Annotated in this window: 11 protein-coding genes; 6 read left to right on the top strand and 5 right to left on the bottom strand. The window is 34.9% G+C overall.

Going from position 1 to position 21,664, the window contains the following annotated elements:
• Positions 1-128: 128 nt before the first annotated feature.
• Positions 129-2,771, top strand: a complete 2,643-nt coding sequence (locus ACZ5CF_RS01285; RefSeq protein WP_464579852.1) for a DUF5916 domain-containing protein — start codon at positions 129-131, stop codon at positions 2,769-2,771.
• A gap of 2 nt (positions 2,772-2,773) precedes the next feature.
• On the opposite strand, the gene polA is transcribed toward ACZ5CF_RS01285, so the two are convergent.
• Complete coding sequence (polA, locus tag ACZ5CF_RS01280) at positions 2,774-5,608, bottom strand: DNA polymerase I (RefSeq protein ID WP_464579851.1); 2,835 nt, start codon at positions 5,606-5,608, stop codon at positions 2,774-2,776.
• A gap of 99 nt (positions 5,609-5,707) precedes the next feature.
• On the opposite strand from polA, the gene ACZ5CF_RS01275 reads away from it, so the two are divergent.
• Entirely contained in the window at positions 5,708-8,209 is a 2,502-nt protein-coding gene (locus ACZ5CF_RS01275; protein WP_464579850.1) for a beta-mannosidase, read from the top strand.
• On the opposite strand, the gene ACZ5CF_RS01270 is transcribed toward ACZ5CF_RS01275, so the two are convergent.
• The 3 genes from ACZ5CF_RS01270 to ACZ5CF_RS01260 are packed head-to-tail and all read right to left on the bottom strand — an operon-like array spanning position 8,188 to position 13,445.
• The gene (locus ACZ5CF_RS01270) at positions 8,188-9,189 is read right to left on the bottom strand and encodes an isoaspartyl peptidase/L-asparaginase family protein (protein ID WP_464579849.1); all 1,002 of its coding nucleotides are present in this window, start codon (positions 9,187-9,189) and stop codon (positions 8,188-8,190) included. The genes ACZ5CF_RS01275 and ACZ5CF_RS01270 overlap by 22 nt on opposite strands.
• Positions 9,179-10,492, bottom strand: coding sequence for a sugar MFS transporter (locus ACZ5CF_RS01265; RefSeq protein ID WP_464579847.1), 1,314 nt, complete (start codon positions 10,490-10,492; stop codon positions 9,179-9,181). Before ACZ5CF_RS01265 ends, ACZ5CF_RS01270 begins: the two co-directional genes overlap by 11 nt.
• A 16-nt stretch (positions 10,493-10,508) precedes the next feature.
• A complete protein-coding gene (locus ACZ5CF_RS01260) occupies positions 10,509-13,445 on the bottom strand; it encodes a GH92 family glycosyl hydrolase (protein WP_464579846.1) in 2,937 nt (978 codons plus the stop codon).
• A 62-nt stretch (positions 13,446-13,507) separates the two neighbouring features.
• Between ACZ5CF_RS01260 and ACZ5CF_RS01255 the strand changes: the two genes are divergently transcribed.
• The 4 genes from ACZ5CF_RS01255 (at position 13,508) to ACZ5CF_RS01240 (ending at position 18,206) form a co-directional block, all read left to right on the top strand.
• A complete protein-coding gene (locus ACZ5CF_RS01255; RefSeq protein ID WP_464580858.1) occupies positions 13,508-15,808 on the top strand; it encodes a beta-N-acetylhexosaminidase in 2,301 nt (766 codons plus the stop codon).
• Positions 15,802-16,527, top strand: coding sequence for a copper homeostasis protein CutC (locus ACZ5CF_RS01250; RefSeq protein ID WP_464579844.1), 726 nt, complete (start codon positions 15,802-15,804; stop codon positions 16,525-16,527). The genes ACZ5CF_RS01255 and ACZ5CF_RS01250 overlap by 7 nt, the downstream gene beginning before the upstream one ends.
• 57 nt (positions 16,528-16,584) lie before the next feature.
• Positions 16,585-17,826, top strand: coding sequence for a metallophosphoesterase (locus ACZ5CF_RS01245; RefSeq protein WP_464579843.1), 1,242 nt, complete (start codon positions 16,585-16,587; stop codon positions 17,824-17,826).
• A gap of 83 nt (positions 17,827-17,909) precedes the next feature.
• The gene (locus ACZ5CF_RS01240) at positions 17,910-18,206 is read left to right on the top strand and encodes a thioredoxin family protein (protein WP_464579842.1); all 297 of its coding nucleotides are present in this window, start codon (positions 17,910-17,912) and stop codon (positions 18,204-18,206) included.
• A gap of 10 nt (positions 18,207-18,216) precedes the next feature.
• Here the strand turns inward: ACZ5CF_RS01240 and ACZ5CF_RS01235 are convergent, their stop codons facing one another.
• Positions 18,217-21,555: a glycosyltransferase family 117 protein gene (locus tag ACZ5CF_RS01235; protein ID WP_464579840.1), complete on the bottom strand. Its 3,339-nt coding sequence runs from the start codon at positions 21,553-21,555 to the stop codon at positions 18,217-18,219.
• Between the last annotated feature and the right edge of the window lie 109 nt (positions 21,556-21,664).

Here is a 21,664-nt window from a genome sequence, read left to right as displayed (position 1 = left end):
GCTACAAATGTAGGCTCTTTGTGTTAAAAACCTATAAAATCAAATCAATACTGTTAATTATTTATTAAACCTAACTATTAAGTGTAACAATATGTTCAAATTAGAGTTTTTGTAGAAACCGCTAACTCATGAACATCTGTTACAGGCTTTGTTATTTGCTTGTCTTTTTATTAGTTATAAAAGGATTTTCTCAAGCAAGTGATTCTTCATTAATTACCAAACGTATTTACACAACTCAAGCAGTAGAACCCAATAAAGCTCCCGAAATAGATGGACTTATAACAGACGATGCTTGGAATATTGTTGAATGGTCTTCAGATTTTATAGAATGGAGGCCAGATGAGAACTCTCCGCCAAGTTACCAAACCCAATTTAAAATACTTTACGATACCCGTAACTTATATATTGCAGTTAGAGCATTTGATGATGAACCCGATAAAATTGTAGAAAGACTCTCCAGACGAGATGGTTTTGATGGTGATTGGATAGAAATTAACATAGACAGTTATCACGATTTAAGAACCGGGTTTTCTTTTAACATCTCTGCAGCCGGAGTAAAAGGAGATGAGTTTATATCTGAAAACGGAAATAATTGGGATGGTAGTTGGAACCCTATTTGGTATGCTAAAACTAATATAGATGATAAAGGTTGGACTGCAGAAATTAAAATACCACTCTCACAATTGCGATTTGGTAATGCTGCAAACCAAGTTTGGGGATTACAAATACAACGGCGCTTTTTTAGAGAAGAAGAGCGTTCTCTATGGCAACGCATTCCTCAAGATGCTCCCGGATGGGTAAGCGAAATGGGAGAACTTCACGGATTGATAAATTTACAACCGCAAAAACAAATAGAAATTCAACCTTTTTCTGTTACCCAACTTGAAACATATCCGGCAGAAATAGGAAACCCGTTTAGAGATGGTAACGACTTTGGTTTGAATGGAGGTATAGATGCAAAAATTGGTCTTACAAATGATTTGACTTTAGACCTTACCATTAACCCTGATTTTGGACAAGTAGAAGCAGATCCGGCAGCGATTGCATTAGATGGCTTTCAGATTTTTTTTAGAGAGCAGCGCCCGTTTTTTGTAGAAAACAAAAACATTTTTGATTATCGATTTGCCAACGGACCCGACAATGTTTTTTACTCCAGAAGAATTGGTAGAAACCCACAAGGCTACCCCAATGTTAATGGGAGTGAATTTGTTGATATCCCTCAGAATACAACCATTTTAGGGGCTGCAAAATTTAGTGGAAAAACCAAAAACGGCTGGTCTATTGGAGTGTTAGAAAGTATAACAGCTAAAGAATTTGCAACGATTAATGAAAATGGCAACGAGTCTGAAGCTTTGGTAGAGCCACTTACCAATTATTTTGTTACCAGAGTACAAAAAGATTTAAATGAACGAAACACATTTATAGGGGGTATATTTACTGCAACGAACAGGCCTAAAAACTTACCGGAACATTTACAGTTTTTAAGGACTGCAGCCTATACCGGAGGGTTTGATTTTAGACACCAATGGAAGAATAGAACATTCTTCATTGAGGGGAATATGGTTTTTAGTCATGTTACCGGTAGTGAAGAAGCCATAGAAGCCACACAACGTTCATTAACACACCTTTTTCAGAGAGTAGATGCCGGGCATGTTACAGTAGATCCTACCAGAACCTCACTTACCGGCACCGGAGGGAAAATAGAAGCAGGTAAACAAGGCGGTGGTAATTGGCGTTATGGAGGCGGACTTATTTGGCGCTCTCCTGAGTTAGAGCTTAACGATGTTGGTTTTTTACGCCAAGCAGACGAAATTATTCAGTTTGCAAATATTAGATACCAAACCACTAAAGCTTTTGGAAATTTTAGACGTATTAGTGCACGTTTTAATCAATTTACTTCGTATGATTTTGAAGGTAATTATAATAGAATTCAATACGAAGTTAATGGTAACGCCAATTTTAAAAACAATTGGTGGGTAGATATAGGTGGAGCTCACAAACCACGAATTTTTGTCAATACGGTTTTAAGAGGCGGACCACGATGGCGTTTTTCTCAAGAGAATTTTGGGTATTTGTTTTTTGGATCAGACAGAAGGAAGAAGTTTCGTTTTAGATCTGGAGTTGTTTATTCTCAGGCTAAACAAAATAATTTTTCACTTTTTAGAACAGAGGTAGGATTCACATATCAGCCTACAAATGCTTTGCAGGTATCTATAAATCCGGAGTTTGAGAATGCTCCTAACAAGACACAATATGTAACAGAGAGTGCTATTAATAACACTCCACGATACATTTTGGCTACAATAGACAATAAAACGTTGAGTGCTGCCATAAGGGTTAATTATATTATTAATCCTAATTTATCGATACAATATTATGGCCAACCCTTTATTTCCAGAGGAAGATATTCTGAATTTAAATTTGTTGATAACCCAATTGCAGACAATTTAAACGATAGGTTTACGCTTTACTCCAACCAACAAATTCAATTAAACAATGATACCAATCAATATGAGATTGATGAAAATATTGATGGAAATGTAGACTACAGTTTTGCAAAACCCGATTTTTCTTTTGTACAATTTAGGTCTAACTTGGTAGTTAGATGGGAATACATACCCGGAAGTGAGTTATTTTTAGTATGGTCTCAAGGACTAAACGGGTTAGCAAGTCCGGATGCTACCTTATTTGGCGGACTAGAAAACCAAATTTTAAAGCAACAACCAGAAAACATATTTTTAATAAAAGCAACATATAGGTTTATGTTGTAGGCTTAATGAGCCTCGAGCCAATTGGTGCCAATACCAAGCTCTACATCTAACGGTACGGCAAGTTTGTATGCATTTTCCATTTCGGTTTTTATAATAGGTTTTATGGCTTCTAACTCATCTTTGTAAGCATCAAAAACCAATTCGTCATGAACTTGCAGTAGCATTTTAGTTTTAAAATTACCTTCTTGCAGTTTTTTATGAATTGCAATCATGGCCAATTTTATAATGTCTGCTGCACTACCTTGTATTGGAGCATTAACAGCATTACGTTCTGCAGCACCACGTACAACAGCATTTCTAGAATTAATATCTTTTAAATATCTGCGCCTTCCTAACACAGTTTCTACATACCCGTTTTCGCGAGCAAAATCTATTTGGTTTTGAATGTACTGTTTTAATTTAGGGTAAGTTTTGTAATAAGTGTCTATAAGCTCTTTAGCTTCGGTTCTGGAAAGTGTAGTTTGGTTGCTTAATCCAAAAGCCGATACACCGTAAATTATTCCAAAGTTTACAGTTTTAGCATTGCTACGTTGTTCTCTGGTAACTTGCTCTATAGGTACATTAAACACTTTTGCAGCAGTAGAGGCATGAATGTCTTCGCCATTTTCAAAAGCTTTAATCATGTTTTCTTCTTGGCTAAGTGCAGCAATAATTCTGAGTTCTATTTGAGAATAATCGGCAGCTAACAACACGTAATTATTATCTCTTGGAATGAAAGCTTTTCTAATAAGCTTACCTCTTTCTGTTCTAATCGGGATGTTTTGCAAATTAGGATTGTTACTGCTTAAACGTCCTGTTGCAGCAACTGCTTGGCTATATATTGTATGAACTCTGCCGGTGTTAGGGTTTACCTCGTTTGGTAAAGCATCTACGTAAGTGTTTTTTAGTTTTTGCACTTGGCGCCACTCTAAAATATCGGCTACTATTTGGTGATCTTTAGCCAAATATGAAAGCACATCTTCTGCCGTAGAGTATTGTCCGGTCTTAGTTTTTTTTGGCTTTTTTACCAGCTTTAACTTATCAAATAAAATAGGTCCTAATTGTTTGGGAGAGGCAAGGTTAAAGGTTTCTCCGGCTTGCTCAAAAATACGTTGTTCTAGTGTTTGAGCTTCTTGTGCAAATTCATCTGAAAGTTTTTTAAGGAAATCTAAATCTATGTTAATTCCTTCAACTTCCATTGCAGAAAGCACACTTATAAGGGGAGCCTCAACATTGGTGAATAAAGGTATTAAATTGGCGTTTTCTAATTCTTTTTTAAAATAATACTTAAGCTGTAAAGTAATATCGGCATCTTCTACGGCATATTCTGTTTGTTGTTGTACAGGAACATCTCGCATAGAGCCTTGATTTTTACCTTTTTTACCAATTAAAGAGGTAATAGATACCGGCTGATAATGCAAATAGGTTTCTGCCAAGACATCCATATTATGACGCATATCTGGGTTTATTAAATAATGCGCAATCATGGTGTCAAAAAGTTTACCCTTTATAGTAATGTTGTAATTAGACAGAACTTTAATGTCGTATTTTAAGTTCTGACCAACTTTCTCTATAGTTTGGTTTTCAAAAAAGGGTCTAAACTCATCAACTATTTTTTGTGCTTCATCTTTATTTTCGGGAATACTTACATAATATCCTTTTCCTTTTTCCCAAGAGAAAGCAATCCCAACAAGTTCAGACTCTAAGGCTTTAATGTTGGTTGTTTCGGTATCAAAACATACACTTTCTTGCTCTAGTAGCTTTTCTAGCAACAACTTTCTACCAAGAGGTGTATTTATTAGTTGATAATGATGAGGTGTGTTTTCTATAGTATTATACCCGGTTGTGTTATCTGTTTGTGCTGTTCCGGCACCTGGAGTATCAAACAAATTAAATTGAACATTAGTCGGAGATTTTTCTATTTTAGGAGCGTCTTGTTCTTTTTTATCTGATACACTAGCCTCCTCAGGCTGAGCATTAAAGGTTTTTAAGAAGTTTTCTGTTAATCGTCTAAATTCTAATTCCTCAAATATTTCTTTTACCTTATTAATGTCCGGCTCAGATAGCTCAAATTCTTCTTCATGAAATTCTACAGGAACATCAAGCATTATTCTGGCTAGCTTTTTAGAGAGTAAGCCTTGTTCTGCGTGGGCTTCAACTTTTTCACGCATTTTACCGCTTAGCTTATCGGTATTTGCAAGCAATCCTTCAATACTACCAAACTCTTTAATAAATTTTTTAGCAGTTTTATCGCCAACTCCGGGTAACCCCGGAATATTATCAATAGAGTCGCCTTTCATTCCCAAAAAGTCAATTACCTGCTCTGGCCGCTCTACTTCAAATTTTTCTTGTACTTCGGGAATTCCCCAAATTTCAATTCCATTGCCCATTCTTGAGGGTTTGTACATAAAAATATTGTCAGACACCAGCTGAGCAAAATCTTTATCTGGTGTAACCATATATACTTTATAGCCTTGCTTTTCGGCTTTTTTAGCAAGCGTACCAATTATATCATCGGCTTCAAATCCTTCTTTAGCAATAACCGGTATGTGCATTGCTTGTAAAATTTTCTCTATATAGGGTACAGCTATTTGTATAGCTTCGGGAGTTTCGTCTCTGTTGGCTTTGTAAGCTTCAAACATTTCGGTTCTGTCTATGCTACCTCCTTTATCAAAACATACCGCCAAATGGTCTGGGCGTTCTCTTTTTATAACATCTAACAAAGAATTCATAAACCCCATTATGGCAGAGGTGTCCATTCCTTTAGAGTTTATTCGTGGGTTTTTTATAAAAGCGTAGTATCCTCTAAAAATTAATGCATAAGCGTCTAATAAAAATAAGCGTTTTTGCTCGGCCATAATTTTTTGTTTGTATGTGGTAAATGTACAGAAATGTTTTTGTAATGGCTAATTGAAGATTGTGGTTAAAAAGGTGTTTTTATTTTTTATTTTTGATGGATGATGCGAAAATCTCTTTTACAGCTACTTACCCTTTTTTTAGTTTTAGCATGTTCTAAAAAAAACGAAACAACAGTAACAGCACACATTAATAAAAACTGGACATTCACAGCAACAGATACGTTACCTTGGTTAGCTGCAAATGTACCGGGAACTGTACACTCTAACTTGTTTGATGCTAAAGTGATACCTGATCCTTTTGTGCGTAATAATGAGCTTGATTTACAATGGATTTCTGAAAAAAACTGGCATTACAAAACTACATTTACAGTGCCCGATAACATTTTAAACAAACAATACATAACATTAAATTTTAATGGGTTAGATACTTATGCAAATGTATATTTAAACGACACTTTAGTGTTGCAAGCCAACAATGCTTTTAGGAGGTGGCGAATACCCGTAAAAAACTTATTAAAACCGTCTAATACACTCGAGATTATTTTTAACAATCCTCACGACATAGAAGAAAAAGCAGCTAAAAACCTCTATTACACTTTACCGGAAGGCAATAGAGTTTTTACAAGAAAACCTCAGTTTCATTATGGCTGGGATTGGGGACCTACTTACATTACTTCGGGTATTTGGAGACCGGTTTATTTAGAAGCCTGGAATCATTTAAAAGTACAAGATGTTTATTTGATGCAAGAAAAAATTACGCAAGAACAAGCATTGCTAAATGCTAAAATCACACTAAATGCATCACAAGAAAAAAAAGTGCAGGTTGCTATTTTGGTAAACAATAAAAAAGTATCAGAGTATAGCCTGTCTGTTGTTAAAGGCAAAGCAACATATAATTTACCATTTACAATTAAAAACCCACAATGGTGGTGGACTCATAATCTGGGTGAACCTTATTTATATGATATTACTATTAAAATTTTTGATAAAGCCAGCCTTTACTATAACAAAACCATTAAAAAAGGCCTTAAAACCATAGAATTAGTAACCCAAGAAGAAGCAGGGAAAAAGACTTTTTATTTTAAGCTTAACGGTATTCCGGTTTTTATGAAAGGGGCTAATTATATACCTCAAAACAGTTTTCAAGATAAGGTAACACCAGAGCATTACAATAAGCTGTTAAATGATGTTGTTGCAGCTAATATGAACATGCTTAGAGTTTGGGGAGGTGGAATTTATGAAGATGAATTGTTTTATGAATTATGTGATGAAAAAGGAATTTTAGTTTGGCAAGATTTTATGTTTGCCTGTGCCATGTATCCCGGAGATGAAAAGTTTCTTGAAAATGTTACTCAAGAAGCAATAGATAATGTAAAAAGACTTAGAAACTATACCAGTATTGCCCTCTGGTGCGGAAATAATGAAAATGCAGAAGGATGGGCTAATTGGGGATGGCAAGCGGGTAAAAGTAATGAGCAAAAACAGCGTATTTGGGGGCATTACAAAAAAGTTTTCAAGAATATTTTACCCGAAGTGGTTAAAACACATGCAGAGAATATACCGTATTGGGAAAGCTCGCCCAAATTTGGAAGAGGAGATAAACGTTACTTAACAGAAGGCGATGCTCACGATTGGTGGGTATGGCATGATGCTTACCCTTTTGAACATTTTGAAGAAAATGTGCCCTTATTTATGAGTGAGTTTGGGTTTCAGGCGTTCCCAAGTTTAGAAACCATACAATATGCAACACAAACAGATAGCTTGGTTTTAAACGGACCTTACTTTAAAACGCACCAAAAGCACAGCAGAGGGTTTAGCCTTATTAGAGAATATATGGAAAGAGATTTTCCAATTCCTTCCAACAATGAAGATTATGTATATGTTAGCCAATTGTTGCAGGCTTACGGAATTACTAAAGGAATTGAAGCTCACCGTAGAGCAAAACCAAGGTGTATGGGAAGTTTGTATTGGCAATTAAATGATTGTTGGCCGGCAGTTTCATGGTCAAGTATAGATTATCTTGGCAATTGGAAAGCCTTACATTATAAAGTAAAAGATGCTTTTAAAAATGTTCTGGTATCGCCATACATTAATAAAGACACTTTAGAGGTTCATGCAATTAACGATAATTTATTTGCTGTAAACAACCCTATCACTATAAAACTCATAGATTTTTACGGTAACGAAACGTTGCTAACTACTATTACAGATTCTTTACCGGCTAATAGCGCTCAAGTAGTGTTTAAAAAGAAGCTATCAAATGTTGTTAAAAATACTAATCTAAAAGCACTACTTATAGCTTATGATAATACATACAGAGTATTTTATTTAACAAAGCCAAAGCATTTAGCATTGCCAGAACAGCAGATAGTAAAACAGGTAAAGAAAGTTAATGATGGTTTTGAGATTACATTACAAGCAAATACATTACAAAAAGATGTTTTTTTACACTCAAACGTAAAGGGGCATTTTAACAATAATTTTTTTGATTTACTGCCAAATAAGCCAATAAAAGTAATATTTAAAACTCAAGCAAAAGAAGCCGAATTTTCAATAAAAACATTAAATGCAATCATGCATCAAGAAGATTCTTTTAAATAGTAATCTGCTTGAATGTTTTCGTTTTTATTATTTTGATATTTGGTCATGCTAAACCATTGATGAATAGCATATGCCCCGGTTTCTCCCTTTTTGTTAACAGCAATATAACCCACCTGAAAATCTTTGTAATTACTATTAGGTTTAGCTACAATTCTTTTTATAGCTTCTTTACATGCTTCTTGTGGCGATTTGCCTTGCCTCATGAGTTCTACAACCAAAAAACTACCTACAGTTTTAACCACCTCTTCACCCAGCCCGGTAGCAACAGCTGCACCAACTTGGTTATCTACAAATAAACCGGAACCAATTATAGGAGAGTCGCCCACACGACCGGCCATTTTGTATGCCAAACCACTAGTGGTACAGGCACCACTTAAATTACCATTTTTATCTATAGCCAACATACCAATTGTATCGTGGTTTTCTATATTAATTATGGGTTTGTATTCTGATTTTATTTTCCATTCTTCCCAGGCTTTTTTTGATGCTTCGGTAAGTAAATTTTCTTTTTTAAAACCCATTTGGTAAGCAAATTGCTCAGCTCCTTTTCCGGCAAGCATTACATGGGGAGTTTGCTCCATTACTTTTCTTGCTACAGATACAGCGTGTGTAATATTTTGCAAATACACTACAGCGCCACAGTTACCATGTTCATTCATTATGCAGGCATCTAGTGTAACATTGCCATCTCTGTCTGGAAGCCCACCTTTACCTACGGTCTGATTTTTAATGTTTGCTTCTTCAACTTTCACCCCTTCTTCTACCGCATCTAAGGCATGCCCGCCATTATTTAAAACTTCCCAAGCTTTTTGTGTTGCATTTGGCACATTCCAGGTAGCAATAACTAAAGGTAATGATGGCGTTATGTTGCTTTCTGTTTTTGCAGCTTTTGTAGCTTCAGAACAACTTGCAATTGTAGCACCAACAGTTAATCCGACACCAGTAAGTGAGGCATTTTTTATAAAATTTCTACGTTTCATAATGTGTTTTTTTATAGTTTTTTAATCCATAGTACAACACAAAGCCATAACATAAAATAATAAATATAAAAGCCTTTTTAAATCCTACATTATCTGTTAATAAACCATATACAGGTGGTACGATGGCGCCACCAACTATTGCAGTACACAATAATCCGGATGCTTTAGGTTTTAAAGCCCCTAAACCATCTATAGCAATTGTAAAAATGGTTGGAAACATTATAGAATTAAATAATCCTACAGCTAAAATACTCCACATAGCAACTAATCCGGTTGTTCCCATAGAGGTTATAATTAATGCTATTGCTATTGTAGCAAATATTCCTAATACTTTTGCCGGATGCATAACTCTGGTTAAATAAGAGCCAATAAATCTGCCAATCATTGCGCCAGACCAATAAAATGTAACAAACACCCCTACAATAGCTTTGCTGTCATGTTGCGTTACACTACTATTTAAAATACTTTCTGCAATGGTCTTCATTAAATTATTTTCGGTTATTAAAACCGTTAGGTTCATATCTAGAAAATAATTTACCAAATAGCTGCCAATTGCTACTTCTGCACCCACGTAACAAAAAATACCGAGTACACCTAACATTAAGTTTTTGTTTTTAAGTGCTTGCTTGTAGGTTGCAGATGTTTTTTGGTCTATTAACCGAGGTAACTTTGCAAAGAAAAATATACCTGCAATTACCAGAATAAAAAGGGCTAATCCTATAAAAGGTTTTTGTACAGCAGCTGCCTCTGAGGCTAAATAGGCACTTTTTTCTGCTTCGGGTAAAATTGCTATTTCATCGGTTGTTTTAATTTTATCGCTTAAAATAAGTAAAGCTCCAACAGCAGGGGCAATGGCTGTGCCGAGTGAGTTAAAGGCTTGAGAAAGGTTTAATCGGCTAGAGGCACCTTCTTCACTTCCTAATACAGCAACATAAGGATTTGCCGCAACCTGTAGTACGGTCATTCCTCCGGCTAGTACAAAATAGGCTAACATAAATATGCCAAACACCCTGTAAGAAGCAGCCGGGTAAAACAAAACACATCCTAAAGCCATGGTTATAAGCCCTAAAATTATACCTCTTTTGTAGCCAATTTTAGATAGTATGTAACTAGCAGGAATAGATAGCAAAAAATAAGCTCCAAAAAAGGCAAATTGCACCAAACCGGCTTGAAAATAGCTCAGAGTAAAAAGTTCTCTTAGCCTCGGAATTAAAGAGTCTACCAGAACAGTTATAAATCCCCAGAGAAAAAATAAAACAGTTAATAAAATAAACGATGACTTGTAAGATCTTTTTTTATTCATATAGCAGTTATATTGGTTAGTATATACTTATCTCATCAATAAAAATCCAGCTTTTTCCATTGTCTTTGTACCCTAAATGCCACTCTGGAAGTGTTCCTAGCTTTTTGGCTACAATTTTCACGTATTTATATAAGTTATTATTATTAGCTGAAAAAGATACAGTTTTTATTGCTATTTTTTCTGATGGAACAGTTGCATTTATGGTCTCGGTTTTGAGTAGTTTAAACTGTTTACCATCTTTAGAAACATAGCAAGATACAGCAGTAGGATAAAAAATCCATGATTTTTGGTCTTGTAAAAAATTAACCGAAACAGTAGAAATTGGCTTTTTGTTTCCTAAATTAATAGTAGCTACTACATCTGTGTCTTGATAACCTTGCCAAGTACCCGTTCTAAAATCTTTAGTACCCAATACACCATCTATAAGTGCATTATTGCCACCACCATTGTATTGGTTGGCATATTTACTGCCAAGTGTAATAGTGAGGTTAGGGTCTATTTTGTTGAATTTTGTTTCTAAAACAGCACTTTTTTTCTGATTTAATGTTGTATAGGTTTTTAAAATAGTTGCTTGTTTTACAGTAATAGGCCCTTTATAAACTTTAAAATCGTTGTTATTTAAAGCATAATAAATAACTGCATTAGAATTTGCACTTTGTAATACAATGGCTGTACTATCTTTAAAAGCTACATCACCCGAAGCAATAAATGGAGCAGGAACAATGATGTTATCTTCTATAGCAGTTTTTGGTATAAACTCATCTTTAGTTCCCCAATCAGAAGGAGTGTTGCCCATATTAAATATTAAAGTCCCACCGGCTGTAATAGCACTGTGCTCTATGTATGAATACGGATATTCTTTTCCGTTAAGTGTAACCGATTGTATATATAGGTTTTCTTTAGAAATGTTATTGGCTACAATGGTAAATTTATTTCCGTTTTCAAGGTTTATAGTTGCTTTTTTAAATAACGGAGCGCCAATTATGTATTGATTAGATGCCGGAGTAACAGAATAAAATCCTAAGGCGCTTAGTACGTACCAAGCACTCATTTGTCCGCAATCTTCATTACCCGAAATACCATCAGGGCTATTTTGGTATAACTCGGTTAAAATTTGTCTTACTTTTTCTTGTGTTTTATATGGCTTATTTACAAAGTTATAAAGGTAGGCCATATGGTGACTTGGCTCGTTACCATGAGCATATTGACCTATAAGACCGGTTATATCTGCCTGATTTCTTCCGGAAATCTCTGTTTTTGCATTAAACAATGAATCTAATTGATTTTCTAATGCTTTTTTACCACCTAATAGGTTTATAAAACCGCTAATATCTTGAGGTACATAAAAGCTATATTGCCAAGAATTAGCTTCTGTGTAGTTAAAATTAACTTCGTAAGGATCAAAAGGAGAAAACCAAGTGTTTTTAAATCGGCCACGCATAAATTTGGTAGAGGGGTCAAAAACGTTTTTATAATATTGGGCGCGCTCAATGTAGTATTGGTAAGTACTATCTTTACCCATGGCTTTAGCCATTTGGGCTATTGTCCAATCATCATAGGCATACTCTAATGTTTTAGATACCGATTCACTTTCTTGCTCTACCGGAATAAATCCGAGCTTCTTATACGATTCTAAACCTAATTTATCTTGCATAGCAGAATGGGTCATTGCTTTAAATGCTTTCTCAGCATCATAACCTCTAATTCCTTTTAAATAAGCATCTGCAATTACCGGAACAGCATGATACCCAATCATACAACCTGTATAGCAAGCTGCAAGGTCCCATATAGGCATTATACCTCCTTCATCATATTTTGCTAAAAAAGTGTTTATAAAATCGTTGGTTCTTTCTTGTTCTATTATTGTATAAAGCGGATGCGTTGCTCTGTAGGTATCCCATAAAGAAAAAACAGTATAATATTTAAACTCTTCTGTTTTGTGCACTTTCAAATCCATTCCTCTGTATCTACCATCTACATCTTGATATAAATTAGGTGCTAACATGGTATGATAAAGCGCTGTATAGAAGTTAGTTTTGTAATCATTATTATCGCTTTCTATAACTATTTTTTCAAGTTGCTTTTCCCAAATTTCTTGAGCTTGCGTTTTTACTTCTTCAAAAGTTTTGTCTCGTATTTCTTCATCAAGATTTTTTTTAGCACCTTCTTCATCTACTGCAGATATTGCCACCTTAACTTCTAAAATATTTGTTTCGGTATTGTCAAACTCAAAAGCAGCAATTACTTTTTCGCCTTGCTTTTTGTTGTTTAAAAAATGAACTTTTTTGTACGGTTTAGAAAAGGTTATGTAATAAAACAAACGATGATCTTCTGCCCATGCTTTAGAATGACGGTGACCAGAAATTTCTGTGTCTGAAACTAAATTTACTTGAGAACTCAGCACTTTATCTCTGTGTTCTAAATCTAAAATAACAACCTGTTTTTGGTTTTTAGGGAAAGTGTATTTATGAATACCGCTACGTTTAGCTACTGTTAAGGCAACATCTATATTAGTAGAGTCTAAATGAACTTGATAAAATCCCGGAGAGGCAGTTTCATTATCATGAGAAAAATGTGCTCTATAACCTTTTTTACCATCAGCTCCGTTATTAAAAATTACAGTGTTAGTTGGCATCAGCAAAATATCACCATAATCGCTAACTCCGGTACCACTTAAATGAGTGTGTGAAAAACCGTAAATGTATGAATCAGAATAGTGATATCCAGAACAACCATCCCATCCTTCAAGACGAGTATCTGGGCTAAGTTGCATCATACCAAAAGGCAGTGTAGCTCCCGGATACGTATGTCCGTGGCCTCCTGTGCCAATAAAAGGATTCACATAATCGGTTAAGTATGCATCTTTTTGAGCAGGTTCTACTACGATTTCTTTTTTGCAAGAAATAAACAGTAACGAAGTAAATAATAGGCTGAAAATTAGTCGGTTATTCATTTTAAAAGTGGTCTAAAAATTTTGTATAAATTAGCAAGATATAGATAATTTTATTCATTGTGATGAAGGTTTTTAGACCAATAACATTAGTTTTAATCTGTACAGCATTTATTTTTCTACAAACAGCATGTACTCCTAAAAAAAGTATCGTTCAAAAACCTTCAATAATTCCCATTCCTAATCATCAAGAACTTGGCGATGGTGTTTTTGAGTGGGATGATGATGTTTTTATGGCTTTTGAAAATAGCTTAGCTCCTGCAGCTAATTTACTTAAGTTATTAACAGAAAAAAGTTTAGGTAAAATAAATGCCAACGGGACAAAAAAAATAGAGCTTAAACTAAATCCTAATCTGGTAAACCCCGAAGCTTATACTTTACAAGTTACACCTCAAAATATTACCATTACTGCAAAAAGTTTACAAGGAGCCTTCTATGGGGTGCAAACGTTACGGCAATTGCTACCACCGTGCATAGAAAATGCTACGTGTAATACAGAAGTTGCAATCCCTGCAATTACCATAGAAGATGCACCACATTTTAAATACAGAGGAATGCACTTAGATGTTGGTAGACATTTTTTTCCGGTAGCTTTTATTAAAAAGTATATAGACATGCTTGCCATGTTAAAGATGAATACTTTTCATTGGCATTTAACAGAAGATCAGGGGTGGCGTATAGAAATTAAAAAATATCCAAAATTAACTACCCATGCTGCTTACAGAAAAGAAACTTTAATAGGGCACTACAGCAATCAACCTCATAAATTTGATGGTAAAAAGTACGGAGGGTTTTACACGCAAGAAGAAATAAAAGATGTAGTAGCATATGCAGCTTCGCGAGGCATAACTATAATACCCGAAATAGAATTGCCCGGACACTCGCAAGCTGCCATAAGTGCATACCCTGAACTTGGGTGTACCGGAAAACCAATAGATGTAGCTACAAAGTGGGGTATTTTTGAAGATATTTACTGCCCTAAAGAATCAACCTTCACTTTTTTAGAAAATGTTTTTGATGAGGTGTTGCAGTTATTCCCAAGCAACTATATTCATATTGGTGGAGACGAAGCTCCAAAAACTCGATGGGAATCTTGCGAAAACTGTCAAAAGCGAATCAAACAAGAAGGGTTAAAAGACGAACATGAGCTGCAAAGTTATTTTATAACCCGAATAGAAAAATATTTAAACAGTAAGGGAAGAAAGATTATAGGTTGGGATGAAATTTTAGAAGGAGGATTGGCTCCAAACGCAACTGTTATGTCTTGGAGGGGTACAGCAGGTGCTATTGAAGCAGCCAAACAAGGACACGATGTTATTTTAACTCCGGGGTCTCATTGTTATTTTGATCACTATCAATCTGACGATGAAACCGAGCCCCTTGCAATTGGAGGTTTAACCACTTTAGAAAAAGTATATCATTTTAATCCAATCCCAAAAGAACTCACACCAGAGCAATCAAAATATGTGTTAGGAGCGCAAGGCAATGTTTGGACAGAATACATGAAAACTCCAGACAAAGTAGAGTATATGGTTTTCCCGAGAATTCTTGCTTTAAGTGAGGTAGTTTGGTCTTATAACAAGAATAAAAATTATAATGATTTTTTACAGCGCGTTTTAGCTTTTAATAAAAGGTTAGATGCTCTTTCTGTTAATTATGCTAATCATTTGTATAATATAAATGACACAATACAGGTACAAGATTCTATCGTAAAAGTTTCATTAAGCACAAAAATTAATAAAGGGTATATAACGTACACTACAAACGGCACTTTGCCAACAGAAAACTCTACAAAATATACAAAGCCAATTAAAATTAATAATACAACTACACTTAAAGCAAGAGCTTTTAATAAGCTAAAGCCTTTAGGGCAATTGTACTCAAAAAAAATAGTCATACACAAAGCTTTAGGAGCTAATGTTTTGCTAAGCGTATTGCCACATGATAAATATGCTGATGGCGGACCTCAAGCAATCACTAACGGTATATTTGGTAGTAAAAAAAGATTCGCAGATTCTGAGTGGCTTGGTTTTAATGGGCAAGATGTAGAGGTTGTTTTAAATATGCATAAAACCAAAAATATTAACAACATAATAATGCAGTTTTATAACGAACCCGGTAGTTGGATACATGCTCCAAAAAACAATTATTTTCTGTTTTCTGAAGATGGAGTAAAGTATAGCGGAATTAAAAAGATAAATGTGCTCAGAAGCGCCAATAAAATAGTAAGTGTAAGCACTCAATTTCCTAATATAAAAGCAAAGTACATAAAAATTATGGTAGAAAACTTTGGTGAAATTCCGGAAAACTTTAGCGGAGCAGGTAATTTAGCTTGGACATTTTTAGACGAAATACAAGTATGGTAGTAGAAGTTTGTGTAAATTCTTTTGATTCTGCCTTAAATGCTTACCAGGCCGGTGCTTCCAGGATAGAGTTATGTGTAGAACTTGGAGTAGGAGGTATTACACCTTCGCATGGACTTATTGAGCAAGTTGTAAACAATATTCCTATTCCTGTGCATGTGCTTATTAGGCCGAGAAGTGGCGATTTTACTTATTCAGCTTCAGAAATAAAAACAATGCTAAATGATATTGCATATTGTAAAGCATTAAATTGTGCAGGAGTGGTTTTTGGTGTTTTAACCAGTGATTTTAAGGTAGATTTAAAAACACTTTCAGTATTGGTTAAAGCAAGTACAGGAATGCATATAACATTCCATCGGGCGATTGATTGGGTTAAAAACCCGCTAGAAGCTATACATGAAATTACAGAAGCAGGTTGCCATGCCATTTTAACTTCGGGTCAGGCTAAAACAGCAGTGCAAGGACTACAAAAGCTTTTAAAATTTAAAACTATTGCAAGTAATAAGTGTGTAATTATGCCGGGTTCCGGTATTAATGCTAACAATGCTAAGCTTTTTAAAGAACATGGTTTTAAGGCTATTCATTTTTCTGCAATTACACAAAAAGCAAGCTTACAAAATATGCCTAACGTAAGCTTTATTAGCCTCGATTTATTAAACGAAACTAAACTTTCGGTATCAGATAAAGATAAAATACAAAGTATTGTAAATGCTGTTAAATAAATTTAAAAAACTGTCTAAGTATCAGCAAATACAATAATTTTACATAAAATTAATACCATGTTACGTTGGATTTTATTTTTGGCGGTTTATGCAGCAGTAGATTGGTATGCTTTTCAGTCATTAAAAACAGTAACTCGCTCTAGCTGGGTACATTGGTTATATTGGATTGTAAGTATACTTGTTTTAGGCAATTTTATTTATCACATTGTATTTTATACCGGAAATGCAAGAGTTTTAAGTCCTATTCGTAGCTACGCATTCGGGTTTTTAATTACCGTTTTTATTCCGAAGTTAATTTTAGTAACCATTTTATTTACCGAAGATATAGTTAGAGTGCCCCAAGCAATTTACAGTTATTTTACTGAGGGTAATAGAGAAAAGGGCTATTTTCCATCAAGAAGAAAATTTATAAGTGCTATTGCTTTAGGAATAGCTTCCATACCGTTTATGTCTTTATTATACGGAATGTACAGAGGGAAGTACAATTTTAGAGTGTTAAGGTACAATCTTGAATTTGAAGACTTACCTGATGCTTTTGATGGATACCAAATAACCCAAATAAGTGATATTCATGCCGGTAGTTTTGATAATAGAGACAAAATATCCTATGCAATAGATTTAATTAACCAACAAGAAAGTGATGTGATTTTCTTTACCGGTGATATGGTAAACAATTTAGCACAAGAAATGGAGCCATGGAAAGACCTGTTTGCAAAACTAAAGGCTAAAGACGGGATTTATTCGGTTTTAGGAAATCATGATTACGGCGATTATGTTTCTTGGGAATCTAAAGAGAAAAAAGCACAAAACTTACAGCAATTATTTGCTATCCAAAAACAAATAGGGTTTAAGCTATTACTAAACGAAAGCATATACTTAAAACGTAATAACCAGAAAATTGCAATTGTTGGAGTAGAAAACTGGGGAGCAGGCGGATTTAAAAAAGCCGGTGATTTAAATAAAGCTGTGCAAAATATTAACCAAAACGATTTTAAAATCTTACTAAGCCATGATCCCTCACATTGGGAGCACCAGGTAATATCGCACCCGTATCATTTTCATTTAACATTAAGCGGGCATACGCACGGAATGCAGTTTGGTATTGAGATTCCTGGACTAATAAAATGGAGTCCTGTAAAATGGCGATATAAATATTGGGCTGGTGTTTACAAAGAGCAAGAGCAGTATATAAATGTTAACAGAGGATTTGGTTATTTAGGGTATCCTGGAAGGGTAGGAATTTGGCCTGAAATAACAGTAATTAAACTCAAGAAAAAGGCTGCCTCAGAAAATGCCTGACCCCCGCTAAATGTGCTTAGGTATAGATTTTATTACAATTTTTACTACATTTGATTAATTAAGATGTTAAAACTCAATTTTATATGTCAAAATTTGGCGAGTTAATAGATTTAGATATTCCTGTTTTGTTGGATTTTTATACAGAATGGAGTGAGCCCTCTGTAGCTATGCATCCTGTTTTACGTGATGTTGCTGCTGCAATGGGAGATAAAGCCAAAGTAATTAAAATAGATGTAGATAAAAATTCGGAACTTGCCGAAGCGCTCAGAGTAAAAGGGCTACCTACACTAATGATTTATAAAAAAGGAGAAATGGTATGGCGCCAAAGCGGTGAGCAAGACGCCAATACCTTAATTGGTTTACTTCAAGAATATATGTAAGCTATGCAGCTTACTCATCTTCAGAATTTGTTTGTATTGTAGTATCTGCCGGCACAACTGAATCTATTAAAGTAGAGTCAGTATTGTCTTCAAACAATTCGTCTGGCAACTCTGTATCATCTTCATAAAATCTACTAAACTTCTCTAAGTAGCTGTTAAAAATATCTACCTGTTCTTTGTAAAATTCTTCCTCATCATTGGCTACCACAATATCTAATAATCTTCTGTATGACTGAATGTTATTATAAATTTCAGACAGATTGTATGCTTGGTCATTAAAAGGTAATGCAGCATAGTACTCAAGCCACTCTTGATATTTTTTTGCAATATTTTTAAAGAGCTCCCTACCTTTCTCAGGCTCGTTAACTAAGTAATACCCTTCAGTAAAAGGTTCTAGTGCCCAATAGTAACCAAAGTAGCCAAAAGGCATATTTGTCATAGCAATATCTATAACTTTTTTAGCCTTTTCTGTTTTGTTTTCTCTGATTAACTGTTCTAACAAGCGCGCTAAATTATTACGGTAACCAATAGCTTGCTTTCTGGTTTCTGGGTCATGGTAAATTGTAGTATCTCCAGAGTTACCCCAGTACCATTTAGATACAATATCAAACATTAAATCACTATCAATTCTACCCATACTAAACGGGTCTCTTGGATCTACCGGAGTTTTTATCGGTACTAATTTGTAAACAGAACCATCTAACTGTAAGTAGTCTTTCATCCATAAATATTCTGCACTATCAAAACTACCTCCGGTAAAGTAAATAGGTCTTTTCCAGTTGTTATTAGCCAACACATCTAACATTAATATTCTATTTTTGGTAAGTGCAGATTTTGGCAAGTCTATATCAATATAATCAACTATTAATGCAGAATCTTTTTCTTTAACCAATCCACTTTTTAATACATTTTCTTTATTAACCGGGACACGTATTTTGTTGGTAGGATAGAAAATAGTTTTCAAGTAACTAGACGGATATAAACTTATGTCGCCTCCCTGACGTTTTATTAAATTTTCTATGTTGTTTTGGTCGTTTGCAATCCAATTTAAAAAACGTTTAATATCCCAACGTTCATTGGTTAGCTCTTGGTAATAAATTACATCTCTATTACCATAGGCGTACTTATCATGAGTTAGTTGAGACGGTAAAGGATCACTTTCATAAGCCTTACTTTTCATTTGGTCTATATACCAATCTGTCTGGAATAGGCTTGTATTAACAGCCCTAACATCTGTTCTGTATCCTTCTATTTCTTGCGCATACCAAATAGCAAAAGTATCGTTGTCACCAATGGTGTATAAAATTGCACCGACGTCTTCCTGAACAGAGTCTAAGTAGGCCAATGCCATAGATCTGGCAGTATATTTTCCGGAACGGTCATGATCATCCCAATTTTCTTTAGCCATTAAAGCAGGTACTGCCAGCAAGCAAGCCACAACGGCAATTGGTGCTGCAAATTTTGGATTTAAAAAGCGTTTTATCTCTTCAAATAAAGCGTAAACTCCAAAGCCAATCCATAATGTAAAAACGTAGAATGAACCTACCAAAGAGTAATCACGCTCACGAGGCTCAAACGGACGAACATTTGTGTAAAACTGAATGGCAAGACCGGTAAATAAGAAGAATACCAGTAAAACCCAGAATTGTTTTTTGTCTTTTTTAAATTGAAAAACAAGCCCTAATAATCCTAACAACAACGGAAGCATATAATAAGTATTTCGGGCTTTGTTATTAGTTACATCAGACGGCAGGTTTTCTTGTGAGCCTAGTCTGGCTTCATCAATAAATTTAATCCCGGAAAGCCAGTTCCCATGATTGTCGTATTTACCCTGAATATCGTCTTGTCTTCCTACAAAATTCCACATAAAATAGCGCCAGTACATGTACCCAAACTGGTACTCAAACATAAATTTTAAGTTGTCTAAAATAGAAGGGGGCTCTACCTCTATAAATTCACCAAACTGTTTTAAAAATTCAACATACTGCTCTGCATCAACATTACCGGCATTATATTCACGTTTAAAGTTGGCAATTGCGGTTCTGAGCTCGTTACTAGAAATGTATTCTGAGTTGGGTTTAAAATCTAACGGACCAACATATTTTATGTAATTAACAGCATGTTCGCTGCTCCACATTCTTGGTAAAATACCAACATGATCTGGGTGTGAGTTAGGGAGCGCATCTTTATAATCGTTTACAATTACATATTTACCGGCCTTTTCATCACGTTCGTATTTGGGTTTATCGTCTTTAAAAGGATCATTTTCATTTCGTCCGGCAAACATCTCAGAATAATAGGTGCCGTAAATAGGGCTCTCTGCCCCAGGATATTGCTCTCTATTGTAGTATGCTAAAAGAGAACGAGCATCTGCGGGATCGTTTTCGTTAATAACCACGTTAGCATTTGCTCTAATAGGAAGCATTAACCAAGAAGAAAATCCTATAAACATAAATAATACACAAAGCACAATGGTGTTTGCTTGTACCATCCCTTTTTTTCTAGTATAGGCAATTGCGTAATAGAATGCGCCTATAAAAAGTAACCCCATTATAATGGTGCCGGAATTAAAAGGCAATCCTATGGTGTTAACAAAAAATACCTCACTCCAACCAAAAAGTTTTAGGGTATATGTTAGTGTAAATTTATACACAAACATTAGCAGGGCAACTACGGCAATGTTTGCAATTAAAAAGTTTTTTACAGTAGTAGTTTTATACTTTTTAAAATAGTATAGTAGCCCTATAGAAGGGATGGCTAAGAATCCCATAAACTGAATACCAAAAGTAAGACCAACAACAAACGCAATTAATATAAGCCATTTATTACCTCTTGGAGAATCTAAATTATCTACCCATTTTAGGCCTAACCATAATTGTAAAGCCATAATAAGGCTGGCCATTGCATAAACTTCAGTCTCTACAGCATTAAACCAAAAGCTATCAGAAAAAGTTAGCGCAAGTGCACCTACTGCACCACTACCTAATACAGCAATAGCTTGAGAGTTTGTTAAAGTGGTTTTAGCGTTTATTAGTTTTCTAACTAAGTTAGTGATGGTCCAGAATGTAAAAAGTATTGTAAATGCACTTGATACTACCGACAAGTAATTTACCATTCTTGCTACCTGTTCTGCTTCTGTAGCAAACATGGCAAAGAAAGCACCAAGCATCTGGAAAAAAGGAGCTCCAGGAGGGTGGCCTACTTGTAATTTTGCCGAAGTAGAAATATACTCACCACAATCCCAAAAACTAACAGTGGGTTCTACCGTAAGACCATAAGTGGTTAATGCTATTAAAAACACCCCCCATCCGGTTAGGGTATCCCATTTTTTAAAGTTTTCTACAGGCATAGTAATTATTACTTGTTAGTTAAGTACGTGGGCGAATTTACTAATTATTAGTGTAGAACGATTACTTTTTTTACAAACGTTAACAAGGCACGAAAAAAAATTAAAAGGA

Source organism: Lutaonella thermophila (assembly GCF_055387725.1).
This window is presented reverse-complemented; position numbering and strand designations above follow the sequence as displayed.